General features: G+C 66.8%; 19 protein-coding genes. 12 read left to right on the forward strand and 7 right to left on the reverse strand.

Features of this window, described 5'->3' with window-relative positions; translation table 11 throughout:
* From D5S08_RS13280 to D5S08_RS13290, 3 genes are all read right to left on the reverse strand, one after another.
* Complete coding sequence (locus tag D5S08_RS13280; protein WP_121119323.1) at window positions 1-591, reverse strand: NADPH-dependent FMN reductase; 591 nt, start codon at window positions 589-591, stop codon at window positions 1-3.
* Window positions 584-1,828 carry a DUF418 domain-containing protein gene (locus D5S08_RS13285; protein ID WP_121119325.1) on the reverse strand — a complete coding sequence of 415 codons (1,245 nt, stop codon included), beginning with the start codon at window positions 1,826-1,828 and terminating at the stop codon, window positions 584-586. The genes D5S08_RS13280 and D5S08_RS13285 overlap by 8 nt, the downstream gene beginning before the upstream one ends.
* Before the next feature lie 80 nt (window positions 1,829-1,908).
* Complete coding sequence (locus tag D5S08_RS13290) at window positions 1,909-2,811, reverse strand: PAS domain-containing protein (RefSeq protein ID WP_162301978.1); 903 nt, start codon at window positions 2,809-2,811, stop codon at window positions 1,909-1,911.
* Window positions 2,812-3,407: 596 nt separating this feature from the next.
* Between D5S08_RS13290 and D5S08_RS13295 the strand changes: the two genes are divergently transcribed.
* Window positions 3,408-6,860 carry a YadA-like family protein gene (locus D5S08_RS13295; RefSeq protein WP_162301979.1) on the forward strand — a complete coding sequence of 1,151 codons (3,453 nt, stop codon included), beginning with the start codon at window positions 3,408-3,410 and terminating at the stop codon, window positions 6,858-6,860.
* Between the two features lie 58 nt (window positions 6,861-6,918).
* On the opposite strand, the gene purL is transcribed toward D5S08_RS13295, so the two are convergent.
* Window positions 6,919-9,153, reverse strand: a complete 2,235-nt coding sequence (purL, locus tag D5S08_RS13300; protein WP_121119331.1) for a phosphoribosylformylglycinamidine synthase subunit PurL — start codon at window positions 9,151-9,153, stop codon at window positions 6,919-6,921.
* A 78-nt stretch (window positions 9,154-9,231) separates the two neighbouring features.
* Here purL and D5S08_RS13305 point away from each other — a divergent pair, with 78 nt between their 5' ends.
* The 6 genes from D5S08_RS13305 (at window position 9,232) to D5S08_RS13330 (ending at window position 13,283) form a co-directional block, all read left to right on the forward strand.
* On the forward strand, window positions 9,232-9,489 hold the full coding sequence (locus D5S08_RS13305; RefSeq protein ID WP_121119333.1) for an exodeoxyribonuclease VII small subunit: 258 nt from the start codon (window positions 9,232-9,234) through the stop codon (window positions 9,487-9,489).
* The gene (locus tag D5S08_RS13310) at window positions 9,486-10,409 is read left to right on the forward strand and encodes a polyprenyl synthetase family protein (RefSeq protein WP_241557403.1); all 924 of its coding nucleotides are present in this window, start codon (window positions 9,486-9,488) and stop codon (window positions 10,407-10,409) included. Before D5S08_RS13305 ends, D5S08_RS13310 begins: the two co-directional genes overlap by 4 nt.
* A 2-nt stretch (window positions 10,410-10,411) precedes the next feature.
* Window positions 10,412-10,921 (forward strand): pantetheine-phosphate adenylyltransferase, encoded by a 510-nt coding sequence (gene coaD, locus D5S08_RS13315; RefSeq protein WP_121119338.1) that lies wholly within the window; start codon window positions 10,412-10,414, stop codon window positions 10,919-10,921.
* A 69-nt stretch (window positions 10,922-10,990) separates the two neighbouring features.
* Window positions 10,991-11,695, forward strand: a complete 705-nt coding sequence (locus D5S08_RS13320) for a peptidylprolyl isomerase (RefSeq protein WP_121119340.1) — start codon at window positions 10,991-10,993, stop codon at window positions 11,693-11,695.
* Between the two features lie 7 nt (window positions 11,696-11,702).
* On the forward strand, window positions 11,703-12,731 hold the full coding sequence (gene queA, locus D5S08_RS13325) for a tRNA preQ1(34) S-adenosylmethionine ribosyltransferase-isomerase QueA (RefSeq protein ID WP_121119342.1): 1,029 nt from the start codon (window positions 11,703-11,705) through the stop codon (window positions 12,729-12,731).
* Between the two features lie 42 nt (window positions 12,732-12,773).
* Window positions 12,774-13,283: a hypothetical protein gene (locus D5S08_RS13330; RefSeq protein ID WP_121119344.1), complete on the forward strand. Its 510-nt coding sequence runs from the start codon at window positions 12,774-12,776 to the stop codon at window positions 13,281-13,283.
* Window positions 13,284-13,382: 99 nt separating this feature from the next.
* Here D5S08_RS13330 and D5S08_RS13335 read toward each other — a convergent pair whose 3' ends face one another.
* Window positions 13,383-14,525, reverse strand: a complete 1,143-nt coding sequence (locus tag D5S08_RS13335) for a glycosyltransferase family 2 protein (protein ID WP_121119346.1) — start codon at window positions 14,523-14,525, stop codon at window positions 13,383-13,385.
* A gap of 317 nt (window positions 14,526-14,842) precedes the next feature.
* Here D5S08_RS13335 and D5S08_RS13340 point away from each other — a divergent pair, with 317 nt between their 5' ends.
* The 4 genes from D5S08_RS13340 to tgt all read left to right on the forward strand — a co-directional run bounded on the left by D5S08_RS13340 (window position 14,843) and on the right by tgt (window position 18,671).
* Window positions 14,843-15,814, forward strand: a complete 972-nt coding sequence (locus D5S08_RS13340) for an ABC transporter ATP-binding protein (RefSeq protein ID WP_121119348.1) — start codon at window positions 14,843-14,845, stop codon at window positions 15,812-15,814.
* Window positions 15,811-16,578, forward strand: coding sequence for an ABC transporter permease (locus D5S08_RS13345; protein ID WP_121119350.1), 768 nt, complete (start codon window positions 15,811-15,813; stop codon window positions 16,576-16,578). Before D5S08_RS13340 ends, D5S08_RS13345 begins: the two co-directional genes overlap by 4 nt.
* A 108-nt stretch (window positions 16,579-16,686) precedes the next feature.
* A complete protein-coding gene (locus D5S08_RS13350; protein WP_241557404.1) occupies window positions 16,687-17,544 on the forward strand; it encodes a DUF481 domain-containing protein in 858 nt (285 codons plus the stop codon).
* Between the two features lie 5 nt (window positions 17,545-17,549).
* Window positions 17,550-18,671, forward strand: coding sequence for a tRNA guanosine(34) transglycosylase Tgt (gene tgt / locus D5S08_RS13355; protein ID WP_121119355.1), 1,122 nt, complete (start codon window positions 17,550-17,552; stop codon window positions 18,669-18,671).
* A gap of 13 nt (window positions 18,672-18,684) precedes the next feature.
* On the opposite strand, the gene D5S08_RS13360 is transcribed toward tgt, so the two are convergent.
* Window positions 18,685-18,882: a hypothetical protein gene (locus tag D5S08_RS13360; RefSeq protein WP_241557405.1), complete on the reverse strand. Its 198-nt coding sequence runs from the start codon at window positions 18,880-18,882 to the stop codon at window positions 18,685-18,687.
* Between the two features lie 111 nt (window positions 18,883-18,993).
* Here D5S08_RS13360 and D5S08_RS13365 point away from each other — a divergent pair, with 111 nt between their 5' ends.
* Window positions 18,994-19,305, forward strand: coding sequence for a chorismate mutase (locus D5S08_RS13365; RefSeq protein WP_121119357.1), 312 nt, complete (start codon window positions 18,994-18,996; stop codon window positions 19,303-19,305).
* A 78-nt stretch (window positions 19,306-19,383) separates the two neighbouring features.
* Here the strand turns inward: D5S08_RS13365 and rpsD are convergent, their stop codons facing one another.
* Window positions 19,384-19,998 (reverse strand): 30S ribosomal protein S4, encoded by a 615-nt coding sequence (rpsD, locus tag D5S08_RS13370; RefSeq protein WP_121119359.1) that lies wholly within the window; start codon window positions 19,996-19,998, stop codon window positions 19,384-19,386.
* Window positions 19,999-20,074: the final 76 nt, after the last annotated feature.

Below are 20,074 nucleotides of genomic sequence, written 5' to 3' on the forward strand. Positions count from 1 at the left end.
TCAATAAGGCGGGGCGACCCGCGCGCGCTGATTGCGGCCGGCTTCGGTCCACCAGGCAAGGTCGTCGGCGAAGCGGGGGAAGGCACGGGCAAGCGCCGAGCCGCCATCGCCCGCCGGCTCGCCCGCTTCGTCGAAGGCATGGGCGATGCCGCCGACAGCCAGCGTGCTGGACACCACCACCATGCCCATTTCCGACAAGATGCCGTGCCAGGCCAGCCCCGCCCGTGCCCCGGCGAGGCGACCGGCGGAGTAGCTGGCGATCGCCGCCGGGCGCCACTGCCATTCCTCCAGGAAGTGGTCGGTCAGGTTCTTCAGGCCGGGCTGCACACTCCAATTGTACTCGCCGGCCACGAACACGAAGGCATCCGCAGCCCTGATCTTGCCCGCCAGCTGTTCCAGTGCCACCGGCGCCGCACCGGCGGGATATTCCTTGTACATCCGGTCGAGCATGGGCAGCCCGACCGCCCTGGCGTCGATCAGCTCCGCCTCTGCCCCGCGCGCGGTGAAGGCGCGTACAAGCCAGTCCGCCAGGCGAATGCCTTGCCGATCGGACCGGTAGGAACCGTAGAATACAAGAATCCGGTCAGGCATGTTGTCTCTCCTCTATCCGCCGCAGCGGCTCCCACCGCCAGCGCGCCAGGCTGCGCCAGCTCCATTCCAGCGGCCCGTACCGGAACCGCTTCAGCCACCAGGGCGACCACCACAGCATCAGCATCCAGACGGGCGGCACGAACAGCCAGGCCTCCGCCCGGGACAGGGTGCCGTACAGGTCCAGCCCGTACCCGTTGAACAACATCGCCCCGACCAGGGTGGCCCCCAGGTAATTGCTGAACGCCATCCGCCCGGTGGCGGCCAGCCGGTCGGCCAGCCGGCCGCTCCGCACCAGCAGGATGATCGCCGCGACATAGCCGACGGCGGCGACCGGCCGCAGCGGTCCGGCCCAGTACTGGTCCAGCGGGATGTAGATGAACGGATCGAACCCGGCGCGCAGTATGGCCCAGGCACTGGCCCCGAAATATAGCAGGCTGGCCCCGATGCACAGTCCGGCAACCTGCAGGTATCTCCGGCGCGGCCAGCTACCGGTCAGGAAGCCGGAGCGGTAACTCGCCATGCCCAGCAACATCAGCGCCAGTGTCTCCCCGCCATAGCCGATCACGGATTCCAGCGGCCGCCACGGCTCCGTCTGCAGCATGTACCGGGCATGCGCCGAGACCGATTGGTGCGCCGCCTTGTCCGCCGCGATCGCAGCAGGGGTGGGGATCAGCGAGGCACACCAGGCCGCTACACGCGCACGATCCTCCGGCGCAGCACCCGGCGCCTCCAGGGTCCGTGCTGCGCTCAGCTGCTGGGAATAGAGCACGCCGGGCGTGTAGGTGAGGGCGAAGCCGATCAGCGCCAGCACCAGCAGCCGTTCGACCGGGAGGCGCCAGAACAGGAAGCCGACCAGCCCCATCAGCGCGTAATTGGCCAGGATGTCGCCCCACAACAGCAGGTAATAATGGGCTAGCCCGAACCCCAGCAGCACCAGCATGCGGGGATAATGCACCCGCCATGCAGCGCGCCCGGCCGCTTCCGCCCGCTCGCACACCAGCACGATGCCGGCCCCGAACAAGATGGAGAACAGCGCCCGCACCTTGCCATCCACCAGGATGAAGTTGGCCGCCCACATCACCCGGTCGGCCATGCTGCCGAAGCCATAGGCGGGCGGGTAGAAGTACGCCGCCTCGATCATCGCCATGCCGACGACGTTGACGGAGAAGATGCCCATCACCGCCAGCCCGCGCATGATGTCCAGCGTGGGGATGCGATCTGGAGTAGTGGTAGCCATGCTGCCTCCGCGGGCGAAGCGCCCGGCGGGGCCGGAATGGCGCGCAATGCAGGCGGCGGCAAGGGCGCCTGCGCCTTCCTCTACTTGCGGGTGGCGATGACCACCACGCCGCGATCGTGAACTCCGGTCAGCGCGGCCATGCTCAGCCGCACCTCTTCCTCCGCATGGCCGCGGCGCAGCAGGCGGGTGTCCAGCGTGGCTGCTTTTCCTGTCTCCAGCACGCTCTCCACGAACTCGCGCGCCTCAGCGCGGCGATTGAGCGGGAATATGTCGCAGAATCGCGCTCGCAGCAGCCCCTGCGGCTCGAGGTCGACGAGCGCGGCGAAGGCGGCATCCACCTCCCGAAAGGTGGCGCGCACAGTCAGGACGCAGCGCCCGACCATGCCGTGCGCCACCAACGCTTGCCGCGTCGCAAGCTGGATATCGACAGCGTCACGCGCCTCCACCTCCTCCGTCACATCGCGGAACAGGCAGGCAGAGCCGGTGGAAAAGGGAAATGTCTTCACCCGCAACCAGCGGTCGGGGTAGATGATGGACTGCACCTCCAGCGTTGCCGATTTTCCGCTTTCCAGTGCGCAGACGACATTGGCGTAGGCCAGCGAACCGTTCGATTGCGGAACCGAAGCGGCCAGGGTGCGACCTTCCAGCTGGCTGCGACCCACGCGCAGATAGGCACAGATCGCGGCATTGACCTGGACGACGCGCAGATCGGTGTCGAACGCAATAAAGCATTCGTCCATGCTGTCCGTCAGGATTTCCAGTCCGGCGGCATCCGTTGACCGGGATGTGGCGTCCGATATCGCATGCTCCTCATCGTTGGACGCCATCTCGGCAAACTTCTCGGGCGACAGGACGATCAGGCGCGCGCGACCATGGTGCGTGACCACGATCGGGCTCTTGCTCGCCCGATCCTGCCAGCCACCGAAATGCCGCACGAAATCCGCCGATGTCACATGCACGGCGTTCTTGGTTGAAGCAGACACACTTGTTCCTGAAATCCGACTGTTCGGTGCGATAATGAATTGTTCCGCAAGAACAATGTTCGGTTGGAGACAATGTGCGCGCTTGTTGCGGATTCTCCGCAAAATTCGGTCAGCCGGGCGACACATTTTGGGCAACTACGCGCGTCAACTGCACAGCCACCGTCTGTGAAGCTGGCATGCCAGCACATGTTTTACGCTTTTCCGGGCCGCGAGGCGCTCAGGCGCGAGTTCATCAACAGCCCATACCTCTGGAAAGGTACATTTCTCACAAAGTCGAAGAGGTCGGAATGGCTCGCAGCTACAGAAACAGCCTGAACAGGTTCGGGTTCCCGACAAGCGCAGCGGTATGCTTGGTGCTGGCGGGCAACACGCCCGTTCTGGCGCAATCCCAGGATCGCCTGGTCAGCACCTGCGCCGGCGTCAGCCTGCCCAAATCGGTGGTGACTGATCTCATGTCCCCGGTGATCACCGGAGTTGCCGATCCGCTGGAAGACTCAATCAATGGCCTCATCGGCGTCCTGGGCAATGTTCCTCTTCTTGGCGGCACCATCAGGCTTCTGCTTGGAAACCAAAGCCCAAGTTTGAACGTCACTGGATTGCTGAGCAGTGCCGCAGCGGGTGACCCCATCACGCTGCAGGTGCTTGGCACGGATGGAACGATCATCGGCCCTTCCGACCAGTGCGTCACCACGTCCGACGCCATTGCCCTCGATGCACCGGCGGGCATCGCAATCGGTGGCAACCGCATTTCGGGACTGGGCGCCAACGCCATCTCTGCGTCACGCGCCTTCGACATCGACTCGATTGCGCTGGGCAACAACGCCCTTGCCGTGGATGGCGCGACGGCCAGCATTGCATTGGGCGCGAACGCGCGGGCAACGGCGGCCAACAGCATCGCCGTGGGCGCCGGTTCGCAGGCGCTGCGCGGTGCCCTCGGCAACTATTCCGCCGTCGGCCTGGCGGCGCCACAGAATTCCACGGGCGAGTTCTCCGTCGGTGCCGACGGAGCGTTGCGACAGGTCACCAATGTCGCAGCCGGCAGTGCACCCAGCGATGCGGCGACCGTCGGGCAGGTCAGTGGTGTGCAGGACCAGATGGCCGCGCAGCTGACAGGGCTGAAGGAAGTCGTCGTGCAATATGCCGGGAGCACCCGCGATCTGGTTCAGCTGGCGGGCGCGGACGGTTCGCGGATCACCAACCTGTCTGCCGGCGCTCTCGCGGCCACCTCGACCGATGCCGTGAACGGCGCCCAGCTGTTCGCGACCGACCAGCAGGTCGCCGCCAATCTCGCCAGCATCGGTGGCCTGGACAGCCGCATGACGGTCACGGACGCTGTGCTCGCCAGTCATGATCTCCGCATCGCCGGCAACACGGCCGGACTGGGCATGCTGGACACCCGCGTTGCCGCCAATTTCAACGCCATCACGTCCGTCGACACACGTGTCCTGGGCAATGCCGATGCGATCGCCGCCCTGACAACCGTTGCCGTCCAGTATGACAGCACCGCGCATGACCTGCTGCGGCTGGCGGGCAATGCCGGCACGCGCATCACCAACCTTGCCGCCGGTCAGGTCGCGGCCGGATCGACGGACGCGGTGAATGGCGGGCAGCTGTCCGACCTCGGCACAAGGTTTGCGATGCTCGTCGGCCCGCTGAGCAGTCTCGATCTGGCCGCGGGCATCGCCGATGCCGGCTTGCTGTACGGGGGCCGCAACTTCGGGGACGTGCAGGCGGTCGTCAATGCGATCGAGACATCGCTCAGCAACCTGACCGTGGGCGGCGTCGACCAGGACAGCCCCTACTTCAACACCAATTCGGATGGTGCCGACTCGCAGGCTCTGGCCACCGACTCGGTCGCGATCGGCCCTGACGCGATTGCCGCGGCGGAAGGGTCGCTGGCTGCAGGGCGAGGGGCCAAGGCGTGGAGCAACAGCTCGGTCGCGATCGGCGATGGATCGGTGGCGGCATCGGGCAGGGCGGTGGTAATCGGCTATGCCAACCAGGCGGCCGGCGATGGTGCGGTCGCGCTGGGCCGCGACAACGAGGCGACGGGCATCGGCGCGGTGGGGCTGGGCGACTCCAACATCATCACAGGTGACGGTGCGGTCGGGATCGGCCAGCGCAATCGGGCAAGCGGCATGGGCGCGGTCGCGATCGGTAACTTCAACATCGTGGCCGGCGACCATGCCATCGCCATCGGCGACGGGCACCAGGTCGACGGGCTGCAGTCCCTGGCGCTCGGCTTCGGCAATGTGGTCACTGGGGAGGATGCGCTCGCCATCGGCAGCAATGTCACGACCGACGGCGTCGCTGCTCTCGCCATCGGCAATGGTTCGCGGGCACTGGGGCTGCACACCCTGGCATTCGGCAATGGCTCGCATGCCGCCGGGCAGAAGGCCACCGCGCTCGGCGTCCAGGCCGTCGCGGTAGATTACGCAACTGCCATCGGCGAGCGAGCAGAAGCCGGATTGGGCGCCGCGGCGCTCGGCGCCGCGTCGCGGGCGACCGCACTCGGATCGGTGGCGCTGGGTATCGGGTCGCAGGCTGTGGCGGAAGGCAGCGTGGCGCTGGGGGCCAGTTCGCTGGCGGAGCGCGGCGCGCAGGCAAACTACGCGGCCTTTGGCATGGGCACGGTCCAGACATCCGCCGGGGAGATCGCGATCGCGCGCACCAGTCCCAATCCGATCGATCCGGGCGCCTTTCCGCTGGGCGAACGGCAGATCACGGGTGTTGCCGCGGGCAGCTCGGGCACGGATGCGGTCAATGTGGCGCAGCTGCGCGGCGTCGCCGGCAATCTGGGCACTGCCATGGCTGCGTCACTGGGTGGCGGCGCAACCTATGACAGCACGACCGGCACGCTTTCCGCCGCATCATACAACGTGGCCGGCACGACTTATGGCAATGTCGGCGAGGCCCTGGCCGGGTTGGCAACGCAGGTCGGGGCCGCCGCCGCGGCCGGCGTCGCTTACGACACGCCGCTGCGCGAGAGGGTGACGCTGGCAGGGACGGCAGGAACCGTGATTGCCAATGTCGGGGCTGGCACGGTGGCGGCGGGCTCGATGGAAGCGGTGAACGGGGGCCAGCTGGCCGCCACCAATGCGCAGGTGTCGGCAAACAGCGCCGCCATCGCCTTGCTGGGAAGCAGCCTGAGCGTCGGCGTTGGTCCGGTCCGCTACGCCGATGCCGCCACGCCCACCGTGCCCAATGGCGGCCTGGCCAGCAACGATGTGACGCTGGTCGGCGCAGATGCCAATGCCCCCGTGCGGTTGCATAACGTCGCCGACGGCACGATCGCGGCCGGCTCGACCGATGCGGTGAATGGCGGCCAGGTGGCGGCGATCGCCGCAGCCGCCGGCAATGCCATCCAGTACGACCGCACTGCTTCGGGCGAGCGCGCGGACAGGGTCACGCTGGCAGGCGGCACGGCCGGTGCGGCGGTGACGCTGGCCAATGTCGCGAATGGCGCGGTGGATGCAGCCTCCACCCAGGCGGTGAACGGGCGCCAGCTGGCGGCCACCAATGCCGCGCTGGCTTCCACCACGGCAACATCGCAGGCCGCGCTTGCGACGGCGCAGCAGGCCGCGACGCTCGGCAGCAACTCGGTCCAGTATGACAGCGCCACCAACACGGTGACGTTCAGCCATCCGGGCGACTTCCCGCCGGCTGCGCCGGTCACGCTGCGCAATGTGGCGGCGGGTGTCGAGCTGACCGATGCCGTGAATGTCGGCCAGTTGGGCGATGCGATGAACATGTCGGTCGTGGCGTCCACCGCCAATACCGACATGCGCCTGCAGCAGTTCGACTTCCGCCTGGACGATCTGCGCCGCGATGCGGAGGCGGGCACGGCGGCGGCCATGGCCATGGCGCAGATCCCCTCCATGGAAGGGGAGCTGACGCTCGGCGGCGGGGCCGGCATCTGGCAGGGCGAAAGCGCCATGGCACTGGGCCTGGCCCACCGGACGGACCGCCGGCGCATCAACATGGCGGCGACCTATACCAGCCGCGGCCAGGCAGGCGCCGCCGTCGGCGTCGGCTTCGCCCTTCGCTAGAACGGGCGCGGCGGCCGAGCCGGCGACGAAATGGAGGGCTGAGCCTGCCGCAGCGGGTTCAGTCCTCCATCCAGTCCTTGAAGAAGCCTTCATGCGCCTGCCGCAGCGCGTCCAGCGTCACACCGAGCAAGCTGTCGCCCCCCGTCGTGCCGATGCGGCGCAGGCCGCTGCTGGCGGTATCGGCATCGCGCGTGCCCTTGGCGATCTGCTGCTGGAATGCCTCCATGTCGGGCACGGTCACGACGTACCGGCCCTGATCCTCGCCGAACCACCATGCGGCTGCGGTGTAGTTGGGATGCTGCGTCACCTCGGCGCCCATGCCGCCGGCCAGCGCCATCTCCGCCAGCGCAACCGCCAGCCCGCCATCGGCCACGTCGTGCACCGCGCTGACCAGCCCGGCCGCGATCAGCTCACGAATGAACTCGCCCTGGTACTTCTCCAGCGTCAGGTCGACATGCGGGGGAGGGCCATCCTCACGCCCATGCAGCTCGCGCAGCCACAGCGACTGGCCCAGATGGCCGCGCGCCGCATTGGGCGTGGCCCACGGCTCCGCGCCGAACAGGTAGATCGCTTCGCCCGCCTGCTTGAAGGCGATGCTGGCGCGGCGGGTGTAATCCTGCAGCAAGCCGACCCCGCCGATCGCGGGCGTGGGCAGGATCGCGCTGCCGCCGCCGGTCGCCTTGCTTTCGTTGTAGAGCGATACATTGCCGCTCACCACGGGAAAGTCGAGCACGCGGCAGGCCTGCCCCATGCCGGCGATACACCCGGTCAGCTGCGCCATGATCTCGGGCCGCTGCGGATTGGCGAAGTTCAGGCAGTTGGTGATCGCCAGCGGCGTGGCGCCGGTTGCGCTGATGTTGCGATAGGCTTCCGCCACGGCCTGCTTGCCGCCCTCGTACGGGTCTGCGAAGCAATAACGCGGCGTGCAATCGGTGGTCAGCGCCAGCGCCTTCCGGGTGCCATGCACCCGCACCAGCGCGGCATCGCCACCCGGACCGGCGATCGTGTCCGCACCGACCTGGTTGTCGTACTGTTCCCAGATCCACTTGCGGCTGGCGAGGTCGGCACCGCCCATCAACTCCAGCAGGTCGGCGCCGGGATCCGCGCTGTCCGGCGCATCAGCCAGCGGGGCCGGCTTCGCCAGTTCGGCAGAGGGGCGGTCATACAGCGGCGCATCGTCCGCCAGCGGTGCCAGCGGGATGTCGCACACCACCTCGCCGTCGAATTCCAGCACCATGTGGCCGGTGTCGGTGACCTCGCCGATCACGGCGAAATCCAGCTCCCACTTGCGGAAGATCGCCTCGGCCATCGGCTCCTTGCCGGGCTTCAGCACCATCAGCATCCGCTCCTGGCTCTCGCTCAGCATCATCTCGTAAGGCGTCATGCCTTCTTCGCGGCAGGGCACCATGTTCATGTCCAGCCGGATGCCGGCACCGCCCTTGCTTGCCATCTCCACGCTGCTGGAGGTGAGGCCGGCCGCGCCCATGTCCTGGATGGCGACGATCGCGTCGGTCGCCATCAGTTCCAGGCATGCCTCGATCAGCAGCTTCTCGGTGAACGGATCGCCGACCTGCACCGTGGGGCGCTTGGCCTCGCTATCCTCGCCGAAATCGGCGCTGGCCATGGTCGCGCCGTGGATCCCGTCGCGACCGGTCTTGCTGCCAACATAGACGATCGGATTGCCCAGTCCGGTGGCGGCGGAGTAGAAGATGCGCGACTGGTCGGCCACGCCTACGGTCATCGCATTGACCAGGATGTTTCCGTCGTAGGCCGGGTGGAAGTTCGTCTCCCCGCCCACGGTCGGCACGCCCACGCAATTGCCGTAGCCGCCAATGCCCGCGACCACGCCCCTGACCAGATGCTTCATCTTCGGGTGATCGGGCCGGCCGAAGCGCAGCGCGTTCATGTTCGCCACCGGCCGCGCGCCCATGGTGAACACGTCGCGCAGGATGCCGCCCACACCCGTCGCCGCACCCTGGTAGGGCTCGATATAGCTGGGGTGATTGTGGCTCTCCATCTTGAAGATGGCGGCCAGCTTGGTGCCGTCCGGCCCGTCGCCGATATCGATCACGCCGGCATTCTCGCCCGGGCCGCAGATCACCCACGGGGCTTCCGTCGGCAGCGTCTTCAGATGCAGCCGGCTCGACTTGTAGCTGCAATGTTCGGACCACATGACGGAAAAGATGCCCAGTTCCACCAGGTTCGGCTCGCGGCCGAGCGCGTGGAGCACGCGCTCATACTCTTCGGAATTGAGGCCGTGGGCCTCGACGACATCTGGCGTGATCTGGGACATGGCCGGCGCCCTTAGCTTTGCTGCCTGCAGTGCGCTAGTGGTTGACCGTCCCAAGGCGCTGGGTCAATGCTGTGTGCGATGGACGCTATCCCTGCCCAAGCCGCCCCGATCGCCGAACTGAGTTTCGAGGATGCCCTGCGCGCGCTGGAAGATGTCGTGCGCCGGCTGGAGGGCGGAGACGTGCCGCTGGACGAGTCGATCTCGCTTTACGAACGGGGCGAGGAACTGCGCCGCCACTGCCAGGCACGGCTGGACCAGGCGCAGGCCCGGATCGAAAGCATCGTCGCCGGCCCGGATGGCCGCGCCGCCGGCACCGCGCCGTTCCCCGGCGAATGAGGGCACCCGCCATGGGGACCACCATGCTCGACAGTGACCTGCTGCCCCGCAGCCTCGCCCGTATCCAGGCGGAGGTGGACGAGACGTTCGATGCGCTGCTCCCGATCCCCGACGACGCCCGCAGCCGCCTGGTCGAGGCGATGCGTCACGCCGTGATCGGCGGCGGCAAGCGGATGCGTCCCATGCTGCTGATCACGGTGGCGGAGATGTTCAACGCCGATCGCGACGCCGCCATCCGCGCCGCCTGCGCGATCGAGGCGATCCACGCCTATTCGCTGGTGCATGACGATCTGCCCTGCATGGATGACGATGCCATGCGCCACGGCAAGCCGAGCACCCATGTCGCCTATGGCGAGGCGATCGCCGTGCTCGCTGGCGACTCGCTGCATGCGCTGGCGTTCGAGATCCTGGCCGACACGGCGACCAGCGGCGATCCCTTCGTGCGGGCCGATCTGGTGCGCTGCCTTGCCACCGCCAGCGGGCATGACGGCATGGCCGGCGGGCAGATGATGGATATCGCCGCGGAAGATGGTGGCTTCGACCTGCACACCGTGATCCGCCTGCAGGAACTCAAGACCGGCGCGTTGCTGGGCGCCGCGGTGGAGATGGGCGCGATCCTGGGCCATGTGCCGGAAGATGGCCGCGCCCCGCTGCGCGCCTATGCCCGCGACATCGGTCTCGCCTTCCAGATCGCCGACGACCTGCTGGACCATGAAGGGGATGAGGCGCTGGCGGGCAAGGCGCTGCGCAAGGATGCGGAAGCCGGCAAGGCTACCTTTGTGTCCCTGATGGGCTCCGAGGCCGCCCGTGCGCAGGCCCGGGCGCTTAGCGAACAGGCGATCGGCCATCTGGTGCAGCACGGGTCGGAGGCGGACCTGCTGCGCGCGCTGGCCCGCTATGTGGTGGAACGGGACCACTAGGGATGACCCGCACCGGCCTTTACCCCGGCACCTTCGACCCGCTGACGCTGGGCCATTCGGACATCATGCGGCGCGGCGCAAAGCTGGTCGACCGGCTGGTGGTGGGTGTCACCACCAATCCCAGCAAGAACCCCATGTTCACGCCCGAGGAACGCATGGCCATGGTGCGGGACGAAGTCGCCCGGCTGGGCCTCGCCAATGTGGAAGTCCGCAGCTTCGATGCGCTGCTGATGCATTACGCGGAGACGTGCGGCGCCGACCTGATCGTGCGCGGCCTGCGGGCGGTGGCGGATTTCGAGTACGAATATCAGATGGCCGGCATGAACCAGCAGCTGAACAGCCGGATCGAGACGGTCTTCCTGATGGCTGACGTTTCCCTGCAGCCCATCGCCTCCAAGCTGGTGAAGGAGATCGCCCTGTTCGGCGGCGACATCACCCGCTTCGTCAGCCCGGGGGTGCGCGACCTTGTCACGGCGCGGGTGGAACAGATCGGCCGGCGGGGCAGCGACTGACATTCATTGCACCGACAGCCGCCCGGCCCTAAAGGGCGGCGCTTCCCCATTCGCACGTGTCTGGAACCGATGACCAACCGCATTCTCGCCCTGGCGCTTAGCCTGCCGCTCGCACTGATGGCACCCGCTGCCGTTGCGCAGGAGACCGCCATCGCCCAGCCGGCTGTGGAAGCCGCGGAGAGCCAGGCAACCAGCGCCATGCCGCTGACGGTCAATTTCGACGCGACGCAGGACAAGGAGAACATCCTCCTTCTCGATCTGTCGAACGGCCGCCGCGTGGCCATCCGCCTGATGCCGCAATGGGCGCCTGCGCATGTGGAGCGGATCAAGACGCTGACGCGGCAGGGCTTCTATGACGGCATCATCTTCCACCGCGTGATCGAAGGCTTCATGGCGCAGACGGGCGATCCGACCGGCACCGGCACCGGCGGGTCGGAGCTGCCGAACCTTCCGGCGGAGTTCAACCAGTTCCCGCATGTGCGCGGCACCGTGGCGATGGCTCGCGCGCAGTCGGAAGACAGCGCCAACAGCCAGTTCTTCATCGTGTTCTACCCGCGCTTCTCGCTGGACCGGAACTACACCAATTTCGGCCGCGTGATCGGCGGGATGGATGCGGTGGACGCGATCCAGCGGGGCGAGCCGCCGCAGAACCCGACCTTCATCGTGCAGGCTTCCATCGCGTCCGACAACAAGCCGCCGAAGATGCCGCCTGCCGCGCCCGCCGCGGCCGCGACCCTTTCGGCGGACGAGCTCAGCAACTCCACCAGCAACTGACCACCTGATGCGCGTCGACCTGTTCGATTTCGCTCTGCCGCCCGAACTGATCGCGCTGCGCCCCGCGCGCCCCCGTGATGCGGCCCGCATGCTGGTGGTGCCGGGGAGCGAGCCCTTCCAGGACCGCTCCGTGCGCGACCTGCCGCAGATGCTGCGAGCAGGCGACGTGCTGGTGTTCAACGACACCCGCGTCATCCCCGCTCAGCTGGAAGGCACGCGGGGAGAGGCGCGGATCGGCGCCACCCTGCACAAGCGGATCGACCTGCGCCGCTGGCAGGCGTTCATCCGCAACGGCAAGCGTCTTCGCGAAGGCGACACCATCGCCTTCCCCGCGGACGTTTCCGCCACGGCCGAGCAGCGTCACCCGGACGGCAGCTGGACGCTGGCCTTTGCGGGCGTGGAGCCGGTCGAGTTGCTGCTGGAACGCGCCGGCCGCATGCCGCTGCCCCCCTACATTGCCGGCAAGCGCCCGACGGACGAAGCAGACCGCAGCGATTACCAGACGATGTTCGCGAAGGCGGACGGCGCCGTCGCCGCTCCCACTGCTGCACTGCATTTCACGCCCGAACTGCTGGCCGCGCTGGAAGACGCCGGCATCGGGCGCGAGACGCTGACGCTGCATGTCGGCGCCGGCACCTTCCTGCCGGTGAAGGCGGACGACACGGCCGAGCATGCCATGCACGCCGAATGGGGCCGCATCGATCCCGCCACGGCGGACCGCCTGAACGCCGTTCGAGCGAACGGGGGCAGGGTGATCGCCGTGGGCACCACCGTCCTGCGCCTGCTGGAAAGCGCCACCGGGAAAGATCGTGTGATCCGACCGTTCGACGGCGACACGTCGATCTTCATCACGCCAGGTTACACCTTCCGCGCAGTGGACGGGCTGATGACCAACTTCCACCTGCCACGCTCGACCCTGTTCATGCTGGTGAGCGCGCTGATGGGGCTGGAGCGGATGCAGCAGACCTACGCCCACGCGATCGCGGAAGGCTACCGGTTCTACTCTTATGGAGACAGTTCGCTGCTGTTGCCTTGAGCAAGACTGCGGAATAGCTTCGGGTTCAACCTGGAGATTGCGATGAAGCTACGCACCCCCTGCTGCCTGATCGCTGCATCGATTGGCTTTGCCGTACCTGCCGGCGCGCAGGTGAGCGGGTTGGAAGTGGCGCCTCTCGCGGAGATCGTGGCCGGCGTTCAGTCATGTCGCAAGGCAACGAACGCCAGCGGGGTGAACCCTTCCGCTCTGGCAGCGGATGGCTGGTCGGCGGTCACGGCAACGCAGGGCGGGCAGCCGACCGAGATGCCAGTCCCGATCCTGAGCAAGGGATCGGTGCTACTGATGTATGCTGATGAAAGCACCGCCGCTTGCTTCATCGTGGCCCGGCTGGACCGGCCACGTACCGCGCTGCGTCTTGCGGCCGATCTGGACCGGGAACTGGCGGTCGACCGCAAGCAGAAAGGTGACGGGACGTTCCCCGTCTACTGGTTCCCGGAAGGGCATCTTGTTCAACTGGAGACCACCGGCACGCAGCGCCAGCCTGCCGTCCGGATCAGCGTGGGCGGGCACTCCGGCTCCGGTCCTTCGTGACCACGCCACCCGCACCCGCCATCTCCAGATCACACTTCCTTCAGCGCGGGCAAACGCGAACCACCGCCCATTAAAGATGTGCGCTTGGTCTGGCCCGTCCTACTTTGCCTTCCACGTAAACAGCGCCGTCGCCGCATAATTCCAGAACGCGCCCACGACGATGCCGGCCAGCCCTGCCAGCCACCAGGCATAGCGATAGCCGGCGAACAGCACCTCCGCGATGCCGACATTGGCGATCGCGCCCACGGAACACACCGCCACAAAGCTCAGCAGCCCACGGGTCACCGGCACAAAGCCCTTCAGCCGGCGATCACGATAAGTCAGCAGGTTGTTGACGAAGAAGTTGAACACCATCGCGATGCCGGTTGCGATCGACTGCGCCCAGATGAAGGCCGGCTGCCCCGCGGCCACGAACGACCCCAGCACCGCCATGTGCACGAACACGCCCAAGCCGCCGATTGCCATGAAGGACACGAACCGCGCCGGCACGATGTGGCCGATCAGCTTGTCGATCAGCAGCAGCAGGTATTCCCACACGATCATCGCGTCGAGCTTGCTGTCTCCGGCCTCCCGCGCACGAAACTGGTACGGCACCTCCGCCATGCGCAGCGGCGCCGCACTGCTGGCGCAGATATCCAGCAGGATCTTGTACCCCTGACCTGAAAGGTCACGCACCGCGCTGTCGAACGCCTCGCGGGTCAGGGCGAAATATCCGCTCATCGGATCGGTCAGCTTCACCCGCGCCACCATCCGCGCCAGCTTCGTGGCCACCGCGCTTACCCGCACGCGGCCGGCATCCCAGTCGCCCACGCTACCGCCTTCGGTATAGCGGGAGCCCACCACCACATCGGCCTCGCCCGCCTGCAGCTTGGCCAGCATCTGCGGCAGCACGCGCTCGTCATGCTGCAGGTCGGCGTCGATCACCGCAATGTAGGGCGTGGTGGTGGACAGGATGCCTTCCACCACGGCGGTGCTGAGGCCGCGACGGCCGATCCGGTGCACCATGCGCACGCGCGGATCGCTCGCCGAAAGTTCACACAATCTTTCGCGCGTTCCGTCGCGGCTGTCATCGTCCACGAACACCATCTCGAACGGGATGCCGACCAGTGCGGCGTCCAGCACCTCCACCATGCGACCGACATTGTCCCGTTCGTTGAAGGTTGGGATCACCACGGACAGCACGGGGCGCTGCCGGACGGGCAGGGGCACCACGGATGGGGCAGGGGCAGTGTCGGCGTGCATGATGACAGGATTTTTCCGCAGTTTTCCGCGCCCATAGAGTTTCCGCCGGGCAGGGCAAGCATCTCGCACGGGCACAAGCTGTCCTACACTGCTGTGAACCGGTATGGGACTGCGCATGAACACCGCGCCCCCACGTTGCACCCTTCCGCCCGATTGCCGGCACGGCAAGGCACGCGGCGGAAGTTCACACCCGTTCGCCCCATCCGCACGGCGGTGAAGCGGGGGAGTTTGACCACGCACATTTCGCCCGTTTCGTGTAACCTTCGTCCTCCGTTTTCGCGGTTGCAATAAGAGCTGCCGCGCCCAATCTCCCAGTCGTGCCCGAACCGATTCTCGACATCCGCAATCTTACCAAGACCTACAAGCGCGGCACCGTCGCGCTGGCCGGGGTGGACCTGACCATCCAGCGTGGGGAGATCTTCGCGCTGCTTGGCCCCAACGGCGCGGGCAAGACCACGCTGATCGGCGCCGTGTGCGGCCTGGTCCGGCCCAGCGGGGGCGAGATGTTCGCCTTCGGGGAGGACCTGCAGCGCCACTGGCGCCGCCTGCGCCGCCGCATCGGGCTGGTGCCGCAGGAACTCAGTTTCGACATGTTCGACACGGTGATCCGCTCCGTCCGCTATTCGCGCGGCATGTTCGGCCTGGCGCCGGACGAGCGCCGTATCGAGGAAGTGCTGCGCTCGCTCAGCCTGTGGGATAAGCGCAACGCCCGTATCCGGGAGCTGTCCGGCGGAATGAAGCGCCGCGTGCTGATCGCCAAGGCCCTGGCGCACGATCCCGACCTGCTGTTCCTGGACGAACCGACCGCCGGCGTGGACGTGGAACTGCGCCGCGACATGTGGCGCCAGATCGATGCGCTGCGCGAACGCGGCACCACCATCATCCTGACCACCCATTACATCGAGGAGGCGGAGGAAATGGCGGACCGGGTCGGGGTGATCGATCAGGGCCGCATCCTGCTGGTGGACGACAAGGCAGCGATGATGACCAAGCTGGGCCGAATGGAAGGTCGCTTCACCCTGGCGCAGCCGCTGGCCAGCGTGCCCGACGCGCTGGGCGCCCTTCCGCTGGCGCTGGAGGAGGACGGGAGCGTGCTCGTCTATCGCGGCGGTGACGGGCAGGGGCAGGGCCGCAGGCAGGTCGCCGAACTGGCGCAGACGCTGACCCGCATGGACATCGCATTCATCGGGCTGGAAACCCGCCAGTCCAGCCTGGAAGACATCTTCGTCAACCTGGTCGAGCGGAACGAGGAGCACCACACGCCCATCGAAGAGGGAGCCGCGGCATGAACGTCAACCTGCGTGGCGCCTACGCCATCTTCAAGAACGAACTGATGCGCGCCTTCCGCACCGCCTTCGGCTCCATCCTGGCTCCGGTGCTGACGACCTCCCTGTACTTCATCGTTTTCGGATCCGCGATCGGTGGCTCGATCCAGTCGATCGATGGGGTATCGTACGGCGCCTTCATCGTGCCGGGCCTGCTGATGCTGACCCTGCTGTCGGAATCCACCAGCAATGCCAGTTTCGGCATCTACATGCCGCGCTTCACCGGCGCGATCTACGAACTGCTGTCCGCGCCCGTCGGCGTGGCGGAAACGCTGATCGGCTTCGTCGGAGCGGCGGCGGCCAAGTCGCTGATCCTGGCGGCCATCATTCTGCTGACGGCGACCCTGTTCGTGGACTACACCATCGCCCGTCCGTTCTTCGCCCTGATCTACATCCTGCTGATCTCGGCCGCGTTCTCGCTCTTCGGCTTCATCCTTGGCATCTGGGCTGACGGTTTCGAGAAGCTGCAGATCGTGCCGCTGCTGATCCTGACGCCGCTTACCTTCCTCGGCGGCACCTTCTATTCGCTGGACATGCTGGGCGAACCTTGGCGCACGGTCGCGATGGTCAACCCGATCGTCTATCTGGTGAACGGGTTGCGCTGGACCTTTACCGGCACATCCGATTTTCCCATCGGCCTGTCGCTGGGCGCCACCGTGACCTTCCTTGTCATATGCGTCACGGCGATCGCGGTGATCTTCCGCACCGGCTGGCGGTTGCGCGATTGACACGCTAGCAGGGCAACCATGCTGCACCGCATTACGTTACTTCTGCTCCCGTTTCTCGCGTTCCTGCCCAGCCCTGCCAGGGCGCAGCTGGCCGATCCGGTACGCGCCATGATCGACGCCGCCATGGCCACGGGCGATCCCGCCAAGGTGCAGACCGTGGTGGAACTGGCGCGCGAGACCAATCCCGACGATGTCGAGGAGATCAACGCGCTGCAGGCCGGCTTCAGGGATCGCCAGCGCCAGCTGACCCAGGCGCGCAGTACCGTCCGCGTGGAAGAACTGCGCCGTGCCGGACTGCTCGACAACTGGTCCGGCAAGGGCCAGATCGGTGCCTTCCAGTCCTCCGGCAACAGCAACGATGTCGGCGTGTCCGCTTCCCTGGAACTGCGCCGGACCGGCATCGACTGGACGCATCTGCTGCGCGGATCGGTCGATTACCAGCGCAGCCGCGGGCGCACCTCGCGCGAGCAATACCTCGCCAGCTACGAACCGCGCTACGTCATCACTCCGCGCCTGTTCACCTATGGCTTGGCCCAGTTCGAGAAGGACCGCTTTTCCGGCTTTACCGGCCGCTATTCCATCTCGGGCGGTCTGGGCTACGAGGTTCTGCAAGGGCAGCCCCGGCTGTCGGTGCAACTCGGCCCGGCCTTTCGACGAACCGATGCGATCGACGGCACGACAGAAACCAATCTGGGCGCATTGGCCGGCCTGGACTTCAACTGGCAGATCGCTGACGGGCTGACGCTGACGCAGGACACCGATTACGTCACGGAGACTGGCGGACGCGCGCAGGTGATCACGGATGGCAACAACACCAGCCTGTTGCTGGTCACCGGCCTGGAGGCCAAGATCCGCGATGGTTTCACCACGCGTCTGAGCTACACCGTGGACTACAACAGCAACCCGCCGGCCAACGCCGTGTCCACCGACACGCAGACCCGCTTCACCCTCGTTTACGGTTTCTAGTCGACATGACCCGCTTTGCCTTCGCCGTCCACGCCACGGACGGGCGCGCCCGCACAGGCACGATCACCATGCGCCGGGGCGAGATCCGCACTCCCGCCTTCATGCCCGTGGGCACCGCCGCCACCGTGAAGGCGATGAAGCCGGAAAGCGTGCGCGCGATCGGCGCCGACATCATTCTGGGCAACACCTACCACCTGATGCTGCGCCCCGGCGCGGAGCGGGTGGCGCGGCTGGGCGGGCTGCACCGCTTCATGAACTGGGATCGGCCGATCCTGACCGATAGCGGCGGCTATCAGGTGATGAGCCTGGCAGCGCTCCGCAAGCTGACGGAGGAGGGCGTCACCTTCCGCAGCCACCTGGACGGATCGAAGCATCTGATCAGCCCGGAACGCTCGATGGAGATACAGCGCCTGCTCGGCTCCGACATCGTGATGTGTTTCGACGAGTGCCCCCGTGCGGATCGCCCGCTGGCGGAGATCGAGGCGTCCATGGCCCTGTCCATGCGCTGGGCCCGGCGCAGCCGCCAGGCGTTCGATGCGGGTGGGGAGCATGCCAAAGGTGCGGCGCTGTTCGGCATCCAGCAGGGTGCGCTGGACGAAGGCCTTCGTGCCCGATCGGCAGAGGCGCTGCGCGAGATCGGCTTTGACGGCTACGCTATCGGCGGCCTGGCGGTGGGCGAAGGGCAGGAGGCGATGTTCGCCACGCTCGATTTCGCGCCCGGCCAGTTGCCGCAGGACGCACCGCGTTACCTGATGGGCGTCGGCAAGCCCGACGATCTGGTCGGCGCGGTCGAGCGCGGGGTCGACATGTTCGACTGCGTGCTGCCCACCCGGTCAGGGCGTAATGGGCAGGCCTTCACCTGGACGGGGCCGCTGAACATGCGCAATGCGGTTCATGCCGAAGATACCGCGCCGCTGGACCCGCGCTGCACCTGCGACACCTGTGCCCATTACAGCCGCGCCTATCTCCACCACCTGCACCGTTCCGGCGAGATCCTGGGCGCCATGCTGCTGACGGAGCACAACCTCGCCTTTTACCAGCAACTGATGCAGGCGATGCGCGAGGCGATCGGGGCGGGACGGTTTGCAGCCTTCGCGGCGGACTTCCGGCGGGATTATCTGCGCTGATCGCCTGCAGCGATCAGCCGGCCTCGCGCTCTCCCCTGGCGGCCTTGCGGAACTCCAGCACTGTGCCGCGGTAAGGGACGAAGTTGCCCGCCGGGTCCAGGAAGCCGGCGCCGATTGCATTGGCGCGCAGCTGTGCCGTCCGAAGGTCTGCATACCATTTGCCGGTACGATGGCGGGTAATGAAGCGGTAGAGGATCATGCGACGAAGCATGAACATTCCTGCCCCAGCCTCGTTCCCGCCAACCATCTGCTTTTACGCACTAAACAGGGCAATCCGGCCAGACACTCGACAAGGCGGAGGTGAAGCGGCAGGGTACACGGCATGACCGATCATATTCTCGCTCCGCAAGATTGTACCACCATGGCGCAGGTCCGCGCCGGGGTGGATGCACTTGATCGCGAGCTGATCGCCCTGCTGGATCGCCGGTTCGGCTATATGCGCGCCGCCGCCCGGATCAAACCCAATCGCGAGGCCGTGCGGGATGAGCCGCGAAAGGCCGAAGTGATCGCCGGCGCCGTGGCAGAGGCGGAGCACCGGGGCCTGCCGGCAGACACCATCGCTGCCGTGTGGGATGTGCTGGTCGAAGGCTCGATCGCCTACGAACTCGCCCGCTGGGATCACGCCCGCGGCTGACACGCCGCAATCTACAGCAGCACATACGAAAAGGGCGGCCCCGCAGGACCGCCCTTCTTGTTCAGTACCGTGGACCGATCAGCGCGAGTAGAACTCGACGACCAGGTTCGGCTCCATGGTGACGGGGTAGGGCACCTCGTCCAGCTTCGGCACGCGCACGAAGGTCACCTTGTCGGTACCGTCGGTCGCGACATAGTCGGGGATGTCACGCTCGGGCAGGCTCTGCGCCTCGATCACCAGCGCCATTTCCTTGGCCTTGGTACCCAGGCTGATCACGTCACCGACCTTCACGCGGCGGCTGGCGATGTTGCACTTCACACCGTTCACGCGGATGTGACCGTGGCTGACGATCTGACGAGCGGACCAGATGGTCGGCGCGAACTTCGCGCGATAGACAATCATGTCCAGCCGCTGCTCCAGCAGGCCGATCAGGTTCTGGCCGGTATCACCCTTGATCCGGGCTGCTTCGTCATAGGTCTTGCGGAACTGCTTTTCCGTGACGTCGCCGTAATAGCCCTTCAGCTTCTGCTTGGCACGCAGCTGCAGGCCGTAATCGCTCATCTTGCCCTTGCGGCGCTGGCCGTGCTGGCCGGGGCCGTAGGACCGCTTGTTGACCGGGCTGTTCGGCCGGCCCCAGATGTTCTCGCCCATGCGGCGGTCGAGCTTGTGCTTGGCGCTATGGCGCTTCGACATGGTGTCGTTCCTTCTCAATCTGCTGGACAGGCCCGTTGCCTGCCATTCAACCCGGCATCGCACCACATGGCCGTAA

Source organism: Croceibacterium ferulae (genome assembly GCF_003660445.1).
In the GTDB taxonomy this organism is placed as follows: Bacteria; Pseudomonadota; Alphaproteobacteria; order Sphingomonadales; family Sphingomonadaceae; genus Croceibacterium; species Croceibacterium ferulae.

Excerpts from the sequence above, each read along its gene's own strand:
- D5S08_RS13320 (WP_121119340.1), top strand. The coding sequence starts at position 10,991 with ATGACCAACCGCATTCTCGCCCTGGCGCTTAGCCTGCCGCTCGCACTG.
- D5S08_RS13305 (WP_121119333.1), top strand. The coding sequence starts at position 9,232 with ATGGACGCTATCCCTGCCCAAGCCGCCCCGATCGCCGAACTGAGTTTC.
- D5S08_RS13280 (WP_121119323.1), bottom strand. The coding sequence starts at position 591 with ATGCCTGACCGGATTCTTGTATTCTACGGTTCCTACCGGTCCGATCGG.
- D5S08_RS13285 (WP_121119325.1), bottom strand. The coding sequence starts at position 1,828 with ATGGCTACCACTACTCCAGATCGCATCCCCACGCTGGACATCATGCGC.
- purL (WP_121119331.1), bottom strand. The coding sequence starts at position 9,153 with ATGTCCCAGATCACGCCAGATGTCGTCGAGGCCCACGGCCTCAATTCC.
- tgt (WP_121119355.1), top strand. The coding sequence starts at position 17,550 with ATGACCCGCTTTGCCTTCGCCGTCCACGCCACGGACGGGCGCGCCCGC.
- D5S08_RS13335 (WP_121119346.1), bottom strand. The coding sequence starts at position 14,525 with ATGCACGCCGACACTGCCCCTGCCCCATCCGTGGTGCCCCTGCCCGTC.
- D5S08_RS13330 (WP_121119344.1), top strand. The coding sequence starts at position 12,774 with ATGAAGCTACGCACCCCCTGCTGCCTGATCGCTGCATCGATTGGCTTT.
- queA (WP_121119342.1), top strand. The coding sequence starts at position 11,703 with ATGCGCGTCGACCTGTTCGATTTCGCTCTGCCGCCCGAACTGATCGCG.
- D5S08_RS13345 (WP_121119350.1), top strand. The coding sequence starts at position 15,811 with ATGAACGTCAACCTGCGTGGCGCCTACGCCATCTTCAAGAACGAACTG.
- D5S08_RS13350 (WP_241557404.1), top strand. The coding sequence starts at position 16,687 with ATGATCGACGCCGCCATGGCCACGGGCGATCCCGCCAAGGTGCAGACC.
- rpsD (WP_121119359.1), bottom strand. The coding sequence starts at position 19,998 with ATGTCGAAGCGCCATAGCGCCAAGCACAAGCTCGACCGCCGCATGGGC.
- D5S08_RS13365 (WP_121119357.1), top strand. The coding sequence starts at position 18,994 with ATGACCGATCATATTCTCGCTCCGCAAGATTGTACCACCATGGCGCAG.
- coaD (WP_121119338.1), top strand. The coding sequence starts at position 10,412 with ATGACCCGCACCGGCCTTTACCCCGGCACCTTCGACCCGCTGACGCTG.
- D5S08_RS13360 (WP_241557405.1), bottom strand. The coding sequence starts at position 18,882 with ATGCTTCGTCGCATGATCCTCTACCGCTTCATTACCCGCCATCGTACC.
- D5S08_RS13310 (WP_241557403.1), top strand. The coding sequence starts at position 9,486 with ATGAGGGCACCCGCCATGGGGACCACCATGCTCGACAGTGACCTGCTG.